The 16,219-nt window shown below is 35.6% G+C and carries 13 protein-coding genes, 1 tRNA gene and 1 riboswitch; of the genes, 11 read left to right on the top strand and 3 right to left on the bottom strand.

The window, feature by feature from the left end; genetic code table 11:
* Positions 1 to 89: 89 nt before the first annotated feature.
* Positions 90 to 175: transfer RNA gene (locus ABUA27_RS08675), tRNA-Leu, on the bottom strand.
* A gap of 46 nt (positions 176 to 221) precedes the next feature.
* On the bottom strand, positions 222 to 1,586 hold the full coding sequence (gene pepV, locus ABUA27_RS08670; protein ID WP_129981502.1) for a dipeptidase PepV: 1,365 nt from the start codon (positions 1,584 to 1,586) through the stop codon (positions 222 to 224).
* 121 nt (positions 1,587 to 1,707) lie between these two features.
* Here pepV and ABUA27_RS08665 point away from each other — a divergent pair, with 121 nt between their 5' ends.
* Entirely contained in the window at positions 1,708 to 2,157 is a 450-nt protein-coding gene (locus ABUA27_RS08665) for an NUDIX hydrolase (RefSeq protein WP_022424496.1), read from the top strand.
* Between the two features lie 8 nt (positions 2,158 to 2,165).
* On the opposite strand, the gene ABUA27_RS08660 is transcribed toward ABUA27_RS08665, so the two are convergent.
* Positions 2,166 to 2,666, bottom strand: a complete 501-nt coding sequence (locus tag ABUA27_RS08660) for a flavin reductase family protein (RefSeq protein ID WP_129981501.1) — start codon at positions 2,664 to 2,666, stop codon at positions 2,166 to 2,168.
* Positions 2,667 to 2,756: 90 nt separating this feature from the next.
* Positions 2,757 to 2,837, top strand: a riboswitch (ZMP/ZTP riboswitch).
* A 114-nt stretch (positions 2,838 to 2,951) separates the two neighbouring features.
* Here ABUA27_RS08660 and ABUA27_RS08655 point away from each other — a divergent pair.
* The 10 genes from ABUA27_RS08655 (at position 2,952) to ABUA27_RS08610 (ending at position 16,101) form a co-directional block, all read left to right on the top strand.
* On the top strand, positions 2,952 to 4,622 hold the full coding sequence (locus ABUA27_RS08655) for a formate--tetrahydrofolate ligase (RefSeq protein WP_129981500.1): 1,671 nt from the start codon (positions 2,952 to 2,954) through the stop codon (positions 4,620 to 4,622).
* 79 nt (positions 4,623 to 4,701) lie between these two features.
* Complete coding sequence (gene purE / locus ABUA27_RS08650; protein ID WP_006506993.1) at positions 4,702 to 5,190, top strand: 5-(carboxyamino)imidazole ribonucleotide mutase; 489 nt, start codon at positions 4,702 to 4,704, stop codon at positions 5,188 to 5,190.
* 15 nt (positions 5,191 to 5,205) lie between these two features.
* On the top strand, positions 5,206 to 5,913 hold the full coding sequence (gene purC, locus ABUA27_RS08645; RefSeq protein ID WP_006506992.1) for a phosphoribosylaminoimidazolesuccinocarboxamide synthase: 708 nt from the start codon (positions 5,206 to 5,208) through the stop codon (positions 5,911 to 5,913).
* A gap of 21 nt (positions 5,914 to 5,934) precedes the next feature.
* Positions 5,935 to 6,960 (top strand): phosphoribosylformylglycinamidine cyclo-ligase, encoded by a 1,026-nt coding sequence (gene purM, locus ABUA27_RS08640; RefSeq protein ID WP_022424499.1) that lies wholly within the window; start codon positions 5,935 to 5,937, stop codon positions 6,958 to 6,960.
* Positions 6,954 to 7,544, top strand: coding sequence for a phosphoribosylglycinamide formyltransferase (gene purN, locus ABUA27_RS08635; RefSeq protein WP_129981497.1), 591 nt, complete (start codon positions 6,954 to 6,956; stop codon positions 7,542 to 7,544). The genes purM and purN overlap by 7 nt, the downstream gene beginning before the upstream one ends.
* Positions 7,541 to 9,064 (top strand): bifunctional phosphoribosylaminoimidazolecarboxamide formyltransferase/IMP cyclohydrolase, encoded by a 1,524-nt coding sequence (gene purH, locus ABUA27_RS08630; protein WP_129981496.1) that lies wholly within the window; start codon positions 7,541 to 7,543, stop codon positions 9,062 to 9,064. Before purN ends, purH begins: the two co-directional genes overlap by 4 nt.
* Before the next feature lie 11 nt (positions 9,065 to 9,075).
* Positions 9,076 to 10,326 carry a phosphoribosylamine--glycine ligase gene (gene purD, locus ABUA27_RS08625; RefSeq protein WP_221710769.1) on the top strand — a complete coding sequence of 417 codons (1,251 nt, stop codon included), beginning with the start codon at positions 9,076 to 9,078 and terminating at the stop codon, positions 10,324 to 10,326.
* Positions 10,327 to 10,335: 9 nt separating this feature from the next.
* Positions 10,336 to 14,091: a phosphoribosylformylglycinamidine synthase gene (locus tag ABUA27_RS08620; RefSeq protein WP_288834845.1), complete on the top strand. Its 3,756-nt coding sequence runs from the start codon at positions 10,336 to 10,338 to the stop codon at positions 14,089 to 14,091.
* A 3-nt stretch (positions 14,092 to 14,094) separates the two neighbouring features.
* Complete coding sequence (gene purB / locus ABUA27_RS08615; RefSeq protein WP_349820575.1) at positions 14,095 to 15,474, top strand: adenylosuccinate lyase; 1,380 nt, start codon at positions 14,095 to 14,097, stop codon at positions 15,472 to 15,474.
* 84 nt (positions 15,475 to 15,558) lie between these two features.
* Positions 15,559 to 16,101, top strand: coding sequence for a TetR/AcrR family transcriptional regulator C-terminal domain-containing protein (locus ABUA27_RS08610; protein WP_317375221.1), 543 nt, complete (start codon positions 15,559 to 15,561; stop codon positions 16,099 to 16,101).
* Positions 16,102 to 16,219: the final 118 nt, after the last annotated feature.

Below are 16,219 nucleotides of genomic sequence, written 5' to 3'. Positions count from 1 at the left end.
ACCACAAAAGACGGACCTCGGTCCGTCTTTTGCTTTTTATGAAACTATAATGAGTTATTTACCCGTTACAGCCTCTTCATCTTAATTAATGGTGCGGCCGATGAGATTTGAACTCACACAGACGTACGTCCACAAGTCCCTCAAACTTGCGTGTCTACCATTCCACCACGGCCGCAACTTTGTGCAACTCAAATTATACTTGAGTTGCACATAGAATTCAACTATTTTTTAAGAAGATTATAGAGAGACTGAGCGTAGATAGCAGCTGCAGTTAATAAATCATCTAATGAAATTAATTCATTTTCTTCATGCATATGATGGTTTTTACCAGGGAATTCACAACCAAAAGCAACACAGTTAGGCATTTCTTTTGCATAAGTTCCACCACCGATAGTCTGAGGACCATGTTCATGATCATTTGTGAACTGTACATATGATTCATGAAGCTTCTGAACTAATTCACTATTAGGATCTACATATAATGCAGGACCGATATCATGTTCTTCACTCAAGCCATATTTATTAACAGCTTCACCTACATTCTTAACAAGTTCATTATTGTCTAAGTCATGAGGAAGACGTAAATCAAGAGTTAATGAACCTTCATTATTTTCATAATTTAAGATACCAAGGTTAACAGTTAAAGCACCCATTTCACCAGTAAATGCGACATTGAACTTTTCACCTAAATAATCATTATATAAATATTCATCAACGAATTTTGCGTAGCTATTATCAGTCACACTTGCAATATAATGACATAAGTTACTTGCAGCATTATTACCTAACTGAGGCTGAGATGCATGGGCACTCTTACCTTTTAAGAATAAGTGTGTGTTACCATCTACAACTTCTAAAGAACCCTTGAAGTTATTTTCTTTTAAGAATGCATTATATGATTCTTCATAGTCAGTACCCTTTAATACAGCTTTAGCCTGATCTGGTACGATATTCACTACACGTCCTGAATGAATAGAAATTACCTTATCATCATCTGTTTTCCCCTTGATGATGAAATGACAGTTACCTTTTTCACCATATACTACAGGGAAATCAGCATCTGGAGTAAATCCCATCTTTGGATATGGACGATGCTGGAAATAGTAATGCATACAGCGAGAACCATTTTCTTCATTACATCCAAAGATGATACGAACCTTCATCTTCTTTTCAAAATCAAGTTCATTCACAATCTTAGCAGCATAATAAGCAGCAATTAAAGGTCCCTTATCATCAGCAACACCACGACCATAGAGTGTATCTCCATCAAGAGTCATATCATATTCTGGATAATCCCATTCCTGACCTTCAGTAGGTACAACATCTAAGTGTCCAAGAATACCAAAGCAGTCTTCTCCTTCACCAATATCAATAGAACCAGCATATCCATCACAATCATCAGTAACAAATCCATCTCTTTGACCAATAGAAAGCATTAAATCAAGCGCTTTACGGTTATTTTCACCAAATGGCTGATTTTCTTTTGCAGTAGATTTATCAAGAGTTGAAGGGATTAGACATAAGTCCTTTAAATCTTTCAGCATTTCATCTTTATGCTTTAATACTTCTTCTTTAAAATCAATCATTTTATTCACCTCAGTGACTATTATATACAATTTTTAAATTATTTGAAACACAGATACTGCACCTTTTTGTAACGTTCTTTCAAGAGTTGTGCTAATATAGTAAAAAGGGGGGCAAAAGAATATGGAGAATAAGGACATACAATTTCATATTACAGTTAAAGGTATTGTGATTTATGAAGGCAAGACATTAATCTTAAAACGTGTGAGACCTTCATCAGATGGACTTGGTTATTGGGAATTACCAGGTGGGGGATTAGAATATGGGGAAGATCCTCACCAGGCGTTAGTAAGAGAATTAAAGGAAGAAACAGGATTAGATATTGAAATCATTAAGCCAGTTTATACATTTACGGCTATTAGACCACACTATCAGACAGTGGGTATTGGTTTCTTGTGTATTCCTACAAATGATCAGGTTAAGATTTCATTTGAACATACAGATTATAAGTTTGTGGATGAAGATGAATTAGAGAAGACACTTGACCCACATATCTTTAATGATATTAAGAAAACAATCGAAGAATATAATCAAATAAGAGAATACGAAGAACTAAAAAGAGAAGCAAACTAACGCTTCTCTTATTTCATATAGATTTTTTCAACTTCACAGATATACATTGTATGGAAATCTTTATTAGGATAGTTCTTATCCACAAGTGTTTCATCTAAGAAACATTCAGGCTTGATAGTGTCTTCATAGAGTTTCTTTCCCACAACGACAATGTCTGCCTCTTCAAATGTAGGGAGATTTTCAATAAATGTAGGTGTTAAATCAGTCTTCGCAATCTTATCTCCATCACGTCCAGACTCTCTACCAAGTATTGTTAAATCTATCATATGTTCTCCATTAAAGAATGAAAGAGTCATTTGATCATTAGAATCTATAAATTCTTTTGTATAACGCTGTGGTCTTACAAAACAAGTCATCACTGGCTTATTCCATAATGTACCCATCTCGCCCCATGAAATAGTCATAGTATTAAATGCGTCTTTATTACCTGCACTAAGTAGTGCCCATTCCTTATTCAATTTATTGAATATTTTTAAATCAAATGTATTTACATCTACTTCTTTAAACATAGTCATTACCTCCGTTTTTATATTATAAACTTATGCCACTATTTAATCAAATTTGTGCTTGTCAAACAATAGGTTATTTGATAAACTACAACTGTATTATACGACTGACGGAAGTGGAATTAACCACATGGAGTATAATTTCTTGAAGAGCCGACCGTCTGGGCAACGTCCTGGACTTAGTAGGCTCTTTTTTTGTTTTTTTTAAAAAATGGAAGCATACAGGTACCGGATTAGTATATAATTGTTTTGAAAGAAAATAACCTGAAAGAGAGGAAAAACAAAAAAATGTTAACAGACGTAGAAATTGCACAGAGTACAGTCATGGAGCCAATTAAAAATGTGGCTGACAAGATTGGACTGACTGAAGATGATTTAGAATTATATGGTAAATATAAAGCAAAAATCTCTTTGGAAACTATCAAGAAAGTTGAAAATAATCCGGATGGTAAATTAATCCTTGTAACTGCAATCAACCCAACACCTGCAGGTGAAGGTAAGACAACTACAATGATCGGTTTATCACAGGCATTACATCAGTTAGGCAAGAAATCTGTAGTTGCAATGCGTGAACCAAGTTTAGGTCCTTGCTTTGGTATTAAAGGTGGTGCAGCTGGTGGAGGATATGCCCAGGTTGTTCCTATGGAAGATATCAACCTTCATTTTACAGGTGATATTCATGCCATCACTTCAGCAAATAACTTGATTGCGGCAATGCTTGATAACTCTATTCAGCAGGGTAACCCTTTGAATATTGATACTAGACAGATTGTATGGAAGAGAGTTGTTGACTTAAACGATCGTGCTTTAAGACATATTGTTGTTGGTTTAGGTGGTAAACCAAATGGTGTTCCTCGTGAAGATGGTTTTGATATTAGTGTTGCAAGTGAAGTCATGGGTATCTTATGTTTATCTACTTCTCTTGAAGATTTAAAGGCAAGAGCAGCAAGAATGATTGTTGCTTATAATTATGATGGTGAACCAGTTACTGTTGGTGATATTCATGCAACTGGTGCTGTAACTTTATTATTGAAGGATGCCATCAAACCTAACCTTGTACAGACTTTAGATCATACTCCAGTATTTGTACATGGTGGTCCATTTGCCAATATCGCTCATGGATGTAACTCAGTTATGGCTACAAAGCTTGCTATGAAACTTGGTGATTACGCTATTACTGAAGCAGGATTTGGTGCTGATTTAGGAGCTGAAAAGTTCTTAGATATCAAGTGTCGTCAGGCTGGTTTAAATCCAGATGCAGTTGTCATTGTTGCGACTGTTCGTGCATTAAAGATGCATGGTGGTGTTAACAAGAAAGAATTAAGTACTGAAAACCTTGAAGCATTAAAGAAGGGTATTGGTAACTTAACTAAACATATTGAAAATATCAAGAAGTTTGGTTTACCTTGTATCGTTGCTATTAATGCTTTCCCTACAGATACAGAAGCTGAATTAAAGCTATTAGATGATATGTGTAAGGAATTAAATGTTGAAGTATCCATTTCTGAAGTATGGGCTAAGGGTGGCGAAGGAGGCATTGATCTTGCTAACAAGCTATTAAATATCCTTGATACTAAAGAATCTCATTATGCACCTATCTATTCATTAGATATGCCTATTGATGAAAAAATCAAGACAATCGCCAAAGAAATCTATGGTGCAGATGATGTTGTCTTCACTAAGAAGGTAGCTAACAAGATCAAGAAGTTCACTGCTCAGGGCTTAGGTGATTTACCAATCTGTATTGCGAAAACTCAGTATTCTTTATCAGATGATGCGACTTTACTTGGACGTCCAGAAGGATTCAAGGTAACAATTAGTGACTTGATTCCAAATACTGGTTCTGGATTCTTAGTTGCTATTTCTGGAAATATTATGCGTATGCCTGGTTTACCAAAAGTACCAGCTGCCAATAATATGGACATCGATGAAGAAGGTAAGATTACTGGTTTATTCTAATAATTGAGGTCAAGTTTAGGTGAAAGGCCTCTGAGCACCTAGATCATGAAAGTCATAATGAAAATAATGGAGGACTGAAATGAAAGCTGCAGTAATTATGGGTTCTGCCTCTGATGAAGCAAAGGTAGAAAAAGGAATTGCTATATTAAAAGAATATGGCGTAGATGTTGAAGTACGTGCTTTATCTGCACACCGTGCACATCGTGCATTGAGTGAATTTGTAGAAGAATGCAACAACAATGGAACAGATGTTATTTTAACAGCTGCTGGTATGGCTGCTGCCTTACCTGGTGTCGTTGCTTCTATGACAGTGTTACCAGTTATTGGTATTCCAATCAAAGGTGCAAGTTTAGATGGAATGGATGCCTTATTATCAATTGTCCAGATGCCTTCTGGTATCCCAGTTGCAACAGTTGCAATTGATGGTGCTAAGAATGCTGCCTGGTTAGCACTTGAAATCATGGCAATCAAATATCCAGAATTAAGTGAAAAATTAAAGAACAACCGTCAGGCTATGGAAAAAGCCTGCTTAGATACAAATAACGAAATTTCAGAAAAATATAGATAAGAGGAGAAAACAACAATGGAAAAGAAAGAATTAATGTACGAAGGAAAAGCTAAGGAAATTTTTGCAACTGATAATGAAGATGTTATCTTAATGCATTATAAAGATGATGCAACTGCAGGTAATGGTGTAAAACATGATCAGTTTGCTGGTAAGGGTGTATTAAACCACACTATTTCAGGTATTATCTTTGATATGTTAGAAGAAGCTGGTATCAAGACTCATATGATTGAAAAGTTAAATGATACTGATGATTTAGTTAAGAAAGTAGAAATCTTCCCACTAGAAGTTATTGTACGTAATATTACAACAGGTTCTTTCTGTAAGAGACTTGGTGCTAAGGAAGGTGTTGTTTTAGCAGAACCAATTTTTGAAATTAGTTATAAGAATGATGAATATGGTGATCCATTAATCAATGAAGACCATGCTGTTGCTTTAGGTCTTTGCACTAGAGATGAATATAACACTATCAAATCTGAAACATTAAAGATCAACGAATTACTTAAGGCTTTCTTCTTAAGATTAAACTTAAAGCTAGTAGATTTTAAAATCGAATTTGGTAAGACTAAAGAAGGCGAAATCGTATTAGCTGATGAAATCTCACCAGATTCTTGCCGTTTATGGGATGTAGATACTAACAAGAAGTATGACAAAGACGTATTCAGACAGGATATCGGTGATTTAATTGAAACATATAAAGCAGTTCTTGCAAGAATGGAAAAATAATAGATAAAAGGATGAAGAAACATGGATTATAAAAAAGCTGGAGTAGACATTGAAGCAGGTTATAAGTCAGTAGAATTAATGAAGAAGCATGTTAAAGCGACTATGAGACCAGAAGTACTTGGTGGTATTGGTGGTTTTGCTGGTGCTTTTGATTTAAGCAAGATCAAGGATATGGAAGAACCAGTTCTTTTATCTGGTACTGATGGCTGTGGTACAAAGGTAAAACTTGCTTTTGTAATGGATAAACACGATACAATTGGTATTGATGCAGTTGCAATGTGTGTGAATGATATTGCTTGTTCAGGTGGTGAACCTCTATTCTTCCTTGATTACATTGCATGTGGTAAGAATTATCCTGAAAAGATTGCGACTATCGTTAAGGGTGTTGCTGAAGGATGTATTCAGTCTGAATGTGCCCTTGTTGGTGGTGAAACTGCAGAACATCCAGGTTTAATGCCTGTTGATGATTATGATTTAGCTGGTTTTGCAGTAGGTGTTGTAGACAAGAAGGATATCATTGATGGTTCTACAATCAAGCCTGGTGATGCTTTAGTTGGTATTGCATCTACTGGTGTACATAGTAATGGATTCTCTTTAGTACGTAGCGTATTTGAAATGACTAAAGAATCTTTGGATACTTATTATGATGAATTAGGTACTACTTTAGGTGAAGCATTAATTGCTCCTACTAAGATTTATGTAAAAGCATTAAAGAGTGTAAAGAATGCTGGTATCAAGGTTAAAGGATGTAGCCATATTACTGGTGGAGGATTCTATGAAAACCTTCCTAGAATGTTACCTGATGGTGTAAAGGCTGTTGTTAAGAAGGACAGCTATAAAGTACCTCCTATCTTTGGCTTAATTGCAAAAGCAGGAAACGTTGAAGAAAAGATGATGTACAACACATTCAACATGGGATTAGGTATGGTTCTTGCTGTTGATCCTGCAGATGTTGAAAAGACTATTGAAGCAATTAATGCTGCTGGCTATGAAAGCTATGAAGTAGGTTATATTGCTGAAGGTGAAAAGGGAGCAGAATTATGCTAAACATAGCTGTATGCGTATCTGGTGGTGGAACTGATCTTCAGTCCATCATCGATGCGTGTGAAGCCGGAAAAATCAATGGAGAGATCCGTCTGGTTATTTCTAACCGTAAGAAGGCTTACGGTTTAGAAAGAGCCCGTCTTCATGGTATTCAGGCAGAATGGATCAAGGATGAAGATGAGATCTTAAAGAGATTTGAAGAAGAAAAGATTGATGTTGTTGTATTAGCAGGTTATCTTGCTATTGTTGGAGATAAGCTGATTGAACAATATAAGAATCGTATTATTAATATTCATCCCTCACTTATTCCATCTTTCTGTGGTCCTGGATTCTATGGAATGCATGTCCATGAAGCGGTGTTTAAAAGAGGTGTAAAGGTGTCAGGTGCAACTGTTCATTTCGTTACTGGAGAAGTGGATGGTGGACCAATCATCTTACAAAGAGCAGTTGATATTTCTGATTTAGAGACACCTGAAGATATTCAGGCACGTGTCTTAGAAATCGAACATGAAATCTTACCAGAAGCCGTTGCTTTATATTGTGAAGGACGTGTTTCTGTAGAAAATGAAAGGGTGAAGATCAGTTGAAAAGAGCGTTAGTATCAGTTACAAATAAAGAAGGTATTGTTGAATTTGCAAAAGGTCTTGAAGAATTAGGATTTGAAGTTGTTTCTACTGGTGGAACATATAAGAAACTATTAGAAGCAGGTGTAAAAGCTATTGAAATCGATGATGTAACAGGTTTCCCTGAAATTCTTGATGGAAGAGTTAAGACACTTCATCCAAAAGTACATGGTGGTATTCTATTTAGAAGAGATGTAGAAGAACATGTCAAGACTGTAGAAGAAATGGGTATTACACCTATTGATCTTGTTTGTTGTAATCTCTATGAGTTTGAAAAAGCGCTTAAGGCTGGTAAGCCAATGGCTGAAATGATTGAAAACATTGATATCGGTGGACCTTCAATGATCCGTTCTGCTGCTAAGAATTTCAAGGATGTATTGATTGTTACTGATCCAAAAGATTATGATGCTGTATTAGAAGCTATTAGAGAAGATAAGACTGATTTTGAATTCAGAATGAATCTTGCTTATAAGGCTTATAGTTTAACAGGCAGCTATGATGCAATGATTTCTCGTTATTTCGCTGATCAGGTACATGATGAATTCCCTGATATCTTAAATATTTCATTAAAGAAGACAGATCATTTACGTTATGGTGAAAACTCTCAGCAGAGTGCAAATGCCTATGTTGATCCATATGTTCAGCATTCTTTATTAGATTATGAACAGTTACATGGTAAAGAAATTTCTTTCAATAACGTGAATGACTTATATGGTGCAGTTGCATGCGTAAGAGAATTTGGTGATCAATTAGTGACTGTTGCAATTAAGCATTCAACACCTTGTGGAGTTGCTATTGGTAAGACTGGTTATGAATCTTATAAGCGTGCTTATGAAGGAGATCCAACTTCTATCTTTGGTGGAATCATCGCTGTGAACTATAAGATTGATAAGGAAACTGCTTTAGAAATGAAGAAGACTTTCTTAGAAATCATTGCAGCACCTGATTTTGATGATGATGCTTTAGAAGTATTAGAAAAGAAGAAGAACTTACGTTTATTAAAGCTTAAGAATCTTGATGCACGTGATGCTAAGTATGATATTAAGTATCTTGAAGGTAAAGCACTTGTTCAGGAATTAAATACTAAGCTTATTGATGAAATGAAAGTAGTGACTAAAAAGCAGCCAACAGAAGCTGAATTATCTGATATGGAATTTGGTTTAAAGGTTGTTAAATATGTTAAGTCTAATGCAATTGTATTAGTGAAAGACGGATGTACTTTAGCTGTTGGTGGAGGACAGACTTCACGTATCTGGGCATTAGAAAATGCAATTCATAATAATCCTGATAAGGATTTCCATGGTGCTGTATTAGCAAGTGATGCTTTCTTCCCATTTAATGATTGTGCACAGGTGGCTGATGAAGCAGGTATTAAGGCTATTGTACAGCCTGGTGGATCAGTTCGTGATCAGGAGTCTATTGACTATTGTGATGAACATGATATGACAATGGTATTCAATGGTTATAGACATTTTAGACACTAAGGAGGCGTTCTATGAAGGTTCTTGTTATTGGTAGTGGTGGAAGAGAACATGCAATTGCCTGGAAATTAAAACAGAGTAAACATGTTACTGAATTATATGCTATTCCTGGTAATCCTGGTATGGATGCTGTATGTATTCCAGGTAGTGTAGAAGATATGCCTTTTATCTTAAAGACTGTTGAAGAAAAGGGTATTGATTTAACTGTTATTGGTCCTGAAGTACCATTATGTATGGGACTTGCTGACTATTTAGAAGAAAGAGGACACAAAGTATTTGGTCCTAGAAAAGAATCAGCTATTCTTGAAGGTTCTAAAGCCTTCTCTAAGGATTTCATGAAAAAGCACAATATTCCTACTGCAAAGTATGAAGAAGTGACTGATTATGAATCAGCTGTTAAAGCATTAGATGCTTTTGATCTTCCTGTTGTTGTTAAGGCTGATGGTCTTGCAGCAGGTAAGGGTGTAGTCATCTGTGAAACAAAGCAGCAGGCTAAAGAAGAACTTAAAGTGATGCTTGATGGCAGTGCTTTTGGTGATGCTGGTAAGAAGGTAGTTTTAGAAGAATTCTTAACTGGTTTTGAATGTTCTCTATTATGTTTTGTAGACCATGATACAATCGTACCTATGGTATCTGCAAAAGACCATAAACAGATTTATGATAATAATGAAGGTCCAAATACTGGTGGTATGGGTACTGTATCACCTAACCCATTCTTACCTGAAGGTATGGAAGGGACTTTCAAAGAAAAGATTCTTGACCCATTCATGAAAGGCTTACATGAAGATCATATGGATTATCGTGGTGTTGTCTTTATTGGATTAATGATCAAGGATCAGGATGTAAAGGTATTAGAATTCAATGTTCGTTTTGGTGATCCTGAAACTCAGGTTATCTTAATGAGACTTGAAAGTGATTTATATGAAGTGATGTATGGATGTGCTACAAATACATTGAAAGATGTAGATGTTAAGTGGAAAGATGAACAGGCAACATGTGTTGTTCTTGCAAGTGGAGGCTATCCTGGATCTTATGAAAAAGGTAAAGTCATTACTGGTTTAGATCATCTTCCAGAAGATATCGTTGTCTTCCATGCAGGTACTAAACGTAATGAAAATAATGAAATCGTCACAAATGGTGGACGTGTATTAAATGTTTGTGCATTAGGACATGATCTTGAAGAAACAAGAAAGAAAGTCTATGATGCAATTGAAAACATTCATTTTGATGGCATGTATATGCGTAAAGATATTGGCTTACATTAGGAGGATAACATGGCTAAAGTTTATCGCGTTTATGTAGAAAAAAGAAAAGAAAATGCGGTTGAAGCAGATTCTATCAAACATGATTTGATGACAAGACTTGGTTTAACTGACATTTCTAACTTAACAGTTGTCAACCGTTATGATCTTCAGGGTATTACTGAAGAAGTATTAGAAGAAGGTATTCCTACTATTCTTTCTGAGCCAATGGTAGATGAAGTATATCGTGAAGAATATGCAATTCCAGAAGGAGCTGTAAGTTTTGCGATTGAATATCTTCCAGGACAGTATGATGCTAGAGCAGATGCCTGTGAACAGTGCTTCCAGTTATTAACTGGTGAAAAAGGCGTTAAGGTTAAATGTGCAAAGCTTATTGTAATCGAAGGTATTTCTAGTGATGAATTACCAGCAATTAAACATTATTTAATTAACCCTGTTGATTCTAGAGAAGCGTCTTTAGAAAAGCCAGCAGATTTAAATGATGCTGTTGTTGAAATCAAGAAGGTTCCAGTGATTGAAGGATTTATTGGTTTCACTGATGAAGAAGTTGAAGCATTACTTGAAAAGATGAGTCTTGCAATGAACTTCGATGACTTAAAAGTAACTCAGAATTATTTCAGAGATGTAGAAAAGAGAGATCCTACAGAAACTGAAATCAGAGTATTAGATACTTATTGGTCAGACCATTGTCGTCATACTACATTTGCGACAGTTATTACTGATATTGATATCGCAAGTGGTGCATTTAAAGAAATCTTAGAAAAAGATGTAGAAAAATATAAAGCAAGCCGTCATGTTGTTTATGGTGTAGATACAAAGAGACCACTTACTTTAATGGATCTTGCAACTATTTCTATGAAAGAACTTAGAAAACGTGGCTATTTGGATGATATGGAAGTATCTGAAGAAATCAATGCCTGCTCAGTTCGTTTAAAGGTTCATACAACTGATGGTGATGAAGATTGGTTATTAATGTTTAAGAATGAAACACATAACCATCCAACTGAAATTGAACCATTTGGTGGTGCTGCTACATGTTTAGGTGGTGCAATCCGTGACCCATTATCAGGTCGTGCTTATGTTTACCAGTCAATGCGTATTACTGGTGCAGGTGATCCTCGTCAGAAATTAGAAGATACACTTCCTGGTAAATTACCACAGAGAAAGATCTGTGAAGAAGCAGCTCATGGTTTCTCTTCTTACGGTAACCAGATTGGTTTAACAACTGGTTTTGTACATGAAGTATATGATCAGGGTTATGTTGCTAAGAGAATGGAATTAGGTGCTGTAGTTGCAGCTGCACCAGAAGAACAGGTTAAGAGATTAATTCCTGAAAATGGACAGATTGTCTTATTAATTGGTGGACGTACTGGTCGTGATGGTATCGGTGGTGCCACTGGTTCTTCTAAGAAACACGAATTAAAGACTACTGAAACTGCTGGTGCTGAAGTACAGAAAGGTAACCCAGTTGAAGAAAGAAAGATTCAGAGATTATTTAGAAATAAAGAATTCTCTAAGAAGATTGTAAGATGTAATGACTTTGGTGCTGGAGGTGTCAGCGTTGCAGTTGGTGAATTAGCACCTGGTCTTGATATTAACTTAGATGCAGTGTTAAAGAAATATGAAGGTTTAAATGGTACTGAACTTGCTATTAGTGAATCACAGGAACGTATGGCTATTGTCATCAATGAATGTGATAAAGACTTCTGTATCCAGGCTGCTCATGATGAAAACCTTGAAGTCGTACAGGTGGCTACAGTTACAGATAAGAACCGTTTAACTATGAAATATATGGGAGATACTATTGTAGATATCTCTAGAGACTTCCTAGATGAAGCAGGAGCTAAACGTTATCAGGATATCCATGTAGAATTACCTGATTTTGATAAGGCACCATTCAATCCAGAAGCAAAAGAAAACTTTACTGAAACAACTAAAGAAGTATTATCACGTTTATCTACAGCTTCTCAGAAGGGCTTAGTAGAACGTTTTGACTCTTCTATCGGTAATGGTACTGTTCTTTCACCATTTGGTGGTAAGACTTACCGTACAGAAACTGAAGGTATGGCTGCATTAATTCCAGTATTAGGAAAAGAAACTACTACATGTTCATTAATGAGTTATGGTTATAGCCCACTTATTTCTGAATGGTCACCATATCATGGTGCAATCAATGCAGTTGTAGAATCTGTAGCAAAGATCATCGCAATGGGTGGTACATGGCATACAATCCGTTTCTCATTCCAGGAATTCTTTGAAAAGCTATTAAATGATCCTAAGAGATGGGGTAAACCATTTAGTGCATTACTAGGTGCTTATCGTGCTCAGGAAGAATTATTGTTACCTTCAATTGGTGGTAAGGATTCTATGTCAGGTTCATTTGAAGACTTAGATGTTCCTCCAACTTTAGTATCATTCGCAATTACTGGTGGAGATGTACATAAAGTCATCACTCCTGAATTAAAAGAAGCAGGACATGTATTAGTAGAATTCATGCTTCCTAAAGATGAATTCCATGTATTTGACTTTGAAGCTTTAAGAAAACAGTTTGATGCTGTAGAAGCATTGATTCAGTCTGGAAAGGCTTATTCAGCTTATACAGTTAAAGACGGTGGTTTAGTTGAAGCTGTTTATAAGATGGCATTTGGTAATGAAATTGGTGTCGCATTTGATGATGCTTTAACACTTAATGACTTAGTTGAAAAGAACTTTGGACACATCATTGTAGAAGTAGATAACGCAGAAGTTGTTGCAGGATATGAAAATGTTCGTATTATTGCTTCTACAAATGAAGAAAAGGCTGTATCATATAAGGGTGAGAAAGTGACACTTGATGATGCATATGAAATCAACTGTGCACCATTAGAATCTGTATATCCTACTACAGCAAAAGCACCTACTACAGAAGTACGTACTGGCGACTGCAATGAAAGAGGCAAGATGTTTGCTTCTAAGAAGTATGATGAAGTCAATGTTGTTATTCCTGTATTCCCAGGAACTAACTGTGAATTTGATTCTAAACGTGCATTTGAAAAAGCAGGTGCAAAGGTTCAGCTTGTTCTTATTAGAAATAAGACAGAAGAAGATATTAAGAAGTCTGTTGATGAATTAGAAGAAGCAATCCATAATGCACAGATCATGATGCTACCAGGTGGTTTCTCAGCTGGTGATGAACCTGAAGGTTCAGGTAAGTTCATTGCAACTGTATTACGTAACCCAAGATTAAAGGCTGCAATCGATGATTTATTAGATAATCGTGAAGGCTTAATGATTGGTATCTGTAATGGATTCCAGGCATTAGTAAAACTTGGTTTACTTCCTCATGGACATATTAAGGATATGAGCAAAGATGATCCTACTCTAACGTTCAATACAATTGGACGCCACTTATCTCAGATGGTGACTACAAGAGTATCTAGCGTGAAGTCTCCATGGCTTGCTAATGTAGAGTTAGGTGATGAACATATTATCCCTATTTCTCATGGTGAAGGACGTTTCGTTGCACCTAAGGAAGTGCTTGATCAGTTAATTGATAATGGTCAGGTAGCATTCCAGTATGTTGATCCAAATGGAAATGTTACTATGGAATCTCCATATAACCCTAATGGTTCTATGTATGGTATTGAAGGTATCGTTTCTGAAGATGGTAGAGTATTAGGTAAGATGGGTCATTCTGAACGTCAGGGTGAAAACAGAGACCTTAACATCTACGGTGAAATGGATCAGAAGTTATTTGAAGCCGGCGTGAAGTATTTTAAAGGAGAATAACGAATGGATAAATTAGAATTTGAAAGTATGACACTCTGTCCTCTAGATGGACGTTATGGCAAGATTAAAGATCAGTTAGCTGATTGTTTCAGTGAATATGCACTTGTTAAGTATAGAGTGTTTGTAGAAATCCAGTGGTTGAAGTTCCAGTTGGATCACCTTCATACAGAAACTTTAGACAAGGTTGATCCTAACAAGGTAGATGATATTCTTGCGATTTCTAAGGATTTCAACTTTGATTCTTTCAAGAGAATTAAAGAAATCGAATCTGTTACAAGACATGATGTTAAGGCAGTAGAATATTTCATTGATGAAAAGCTTAAAGCTTTAGGTTATGAACATTTAGAAAGCTATGTACATATCGGATGTACTTCTGAAGATATCAATAATACATCATATGCATGTATGATTAAACATGGCTTAAAGGATGTTTGGTTACCTGCAGCTAAAGAATTTGCTTCAATGATCAATAAATTAGCAGTAGATCATAAGGATGATGCAATGCTTGCACATACTCATGGACAGCCTGCTACACCTACAACTATTGGTAAAGAATTCAAAGTCTATGCTTATCGTTTCTTTTCTAGTATTGAAAACATTGAAAATATCAAGATTAAAGCAAAATTCAATGGGGCAACTGGTAACTACAGTGCTATCTTAACAGCATTCCCTAATGAAGATTGGCCTACATTAAATAAAGAATTCGTAGAAGACTATTTAAGACTTACATTCAATCCATTAACTACTCAGATTGAATCTCATGACTATACTTGTCATATCTTAGATGGTATCCGTCATTTCAACAATGTATTGGCTGACTTAGATGTAGATATGTGGTTATATATCTCAATGGAATACTTTAAACAGATTCCTGTTAAGGGTGAAGTTGGTTCTTCAACTATGCCTCATAAGGTTAACCCAATCCGTTTTGAAAACTCTGAAGCAAACATTGATTTATCAAATAATCTATGTGTGGCTTTATCTAACAAGCTTCCTAAGTCAAGAATGCAGAGAGACTTATCAGACTCTTCAAGTCAGCGTAACTTAGGATTATGCTTCGGATATTCATTACAGGCTATTTCTGAAACAACTGGCGGTTTAGCTAAGTGTGTTGTAAATAAAGAAAAGCTTGCAAAAGACTTAAATGAAAAATGGGAAGTTCTTGCAGAACCAATCCAGACAATGTTAAGAAAATATGGTGTACCAGATGCTTATGATACACTCAAGGCCTTAACTCGTGGTAAAAATATTTCTCAGGAAGACATTCAGGCATTCGCAAAGAGCTTAGAACAGTTAAGTGATGAAGATCGTCAGACTTTATTAGATATGACACCTTCTTCATACATTGGTTTAGCTTCAGAACTTTGTGATATCGAACTTTAATCATTAAGAGACAACCTCTATGGGGGTTGTCTTCTTTCTTTTTGTAGATAGGTTTGTTATAATGTTACAAAGGCGGTGAGAATTTTGGGAGATACACGATATATATTTGCAGAATGCATCAAACAATTGATGAATCATCAGTCTCTTGATAAGATCACGGTGACTGATATTGTGGAAATGAGCGGTAAGACTAGACAGACATTTTATCGTTATTTTCGTGATAAATATGATCTTGTGAACTGGTATTTTGAAGTATTAGCAGATAAGTCTTTCTTACAGATTGGTAATAGTGAAACTTTAAGAGAAGGGCTTATTAAGAAGTTTCAATTTATTTATAATGATAGAGTATTCTTTAAAGAAGCATTTAAATCTAAAGATTATAATAATGTAGAAAACTATGATTATAACTGTATTCTCACTTTCTATCAGGATATTATTAAGAGAAAACTAGGTAATAATATCCCATCAGATATAGAATTTTTATTAGAAATGTATTGTCATGGGTCTATTACTATGACTGTAGACTGGGCAACAGAAGGATATAAGCTGAACCCTGAAGAATTAGCTGATATGCTGATAGAAGCATTACCACCAAAGTTAGATGAATTGTTACGAGATCTAAAATAAGATCTCTCTTTTTTTTTTTTTTGAACCTTTAATTTTTAAGGGGGGGGTCAATAAAAAACTCGCTTTAAATATTTGGGGGTTTCCACTTGTAAAGGGCAGTCAGAAATGACTGCCCTTT

The organism is Catenibacterium sp. RTP21428st1_D7_RTP21428_210409, assembly GCF_040227455.1.
Classification (GTDB): Bacteria; Bacillota_I; Bacilli_A; order Erysipelotrichales; family Coprobacillaceae; genus Catenibacterium; species Catenibacterium mitsuoka_A.
Note: the sequence above shows the minus strand (reverse complement) of the source record. Positions and strands in the feature narration are given on the sequence as shown.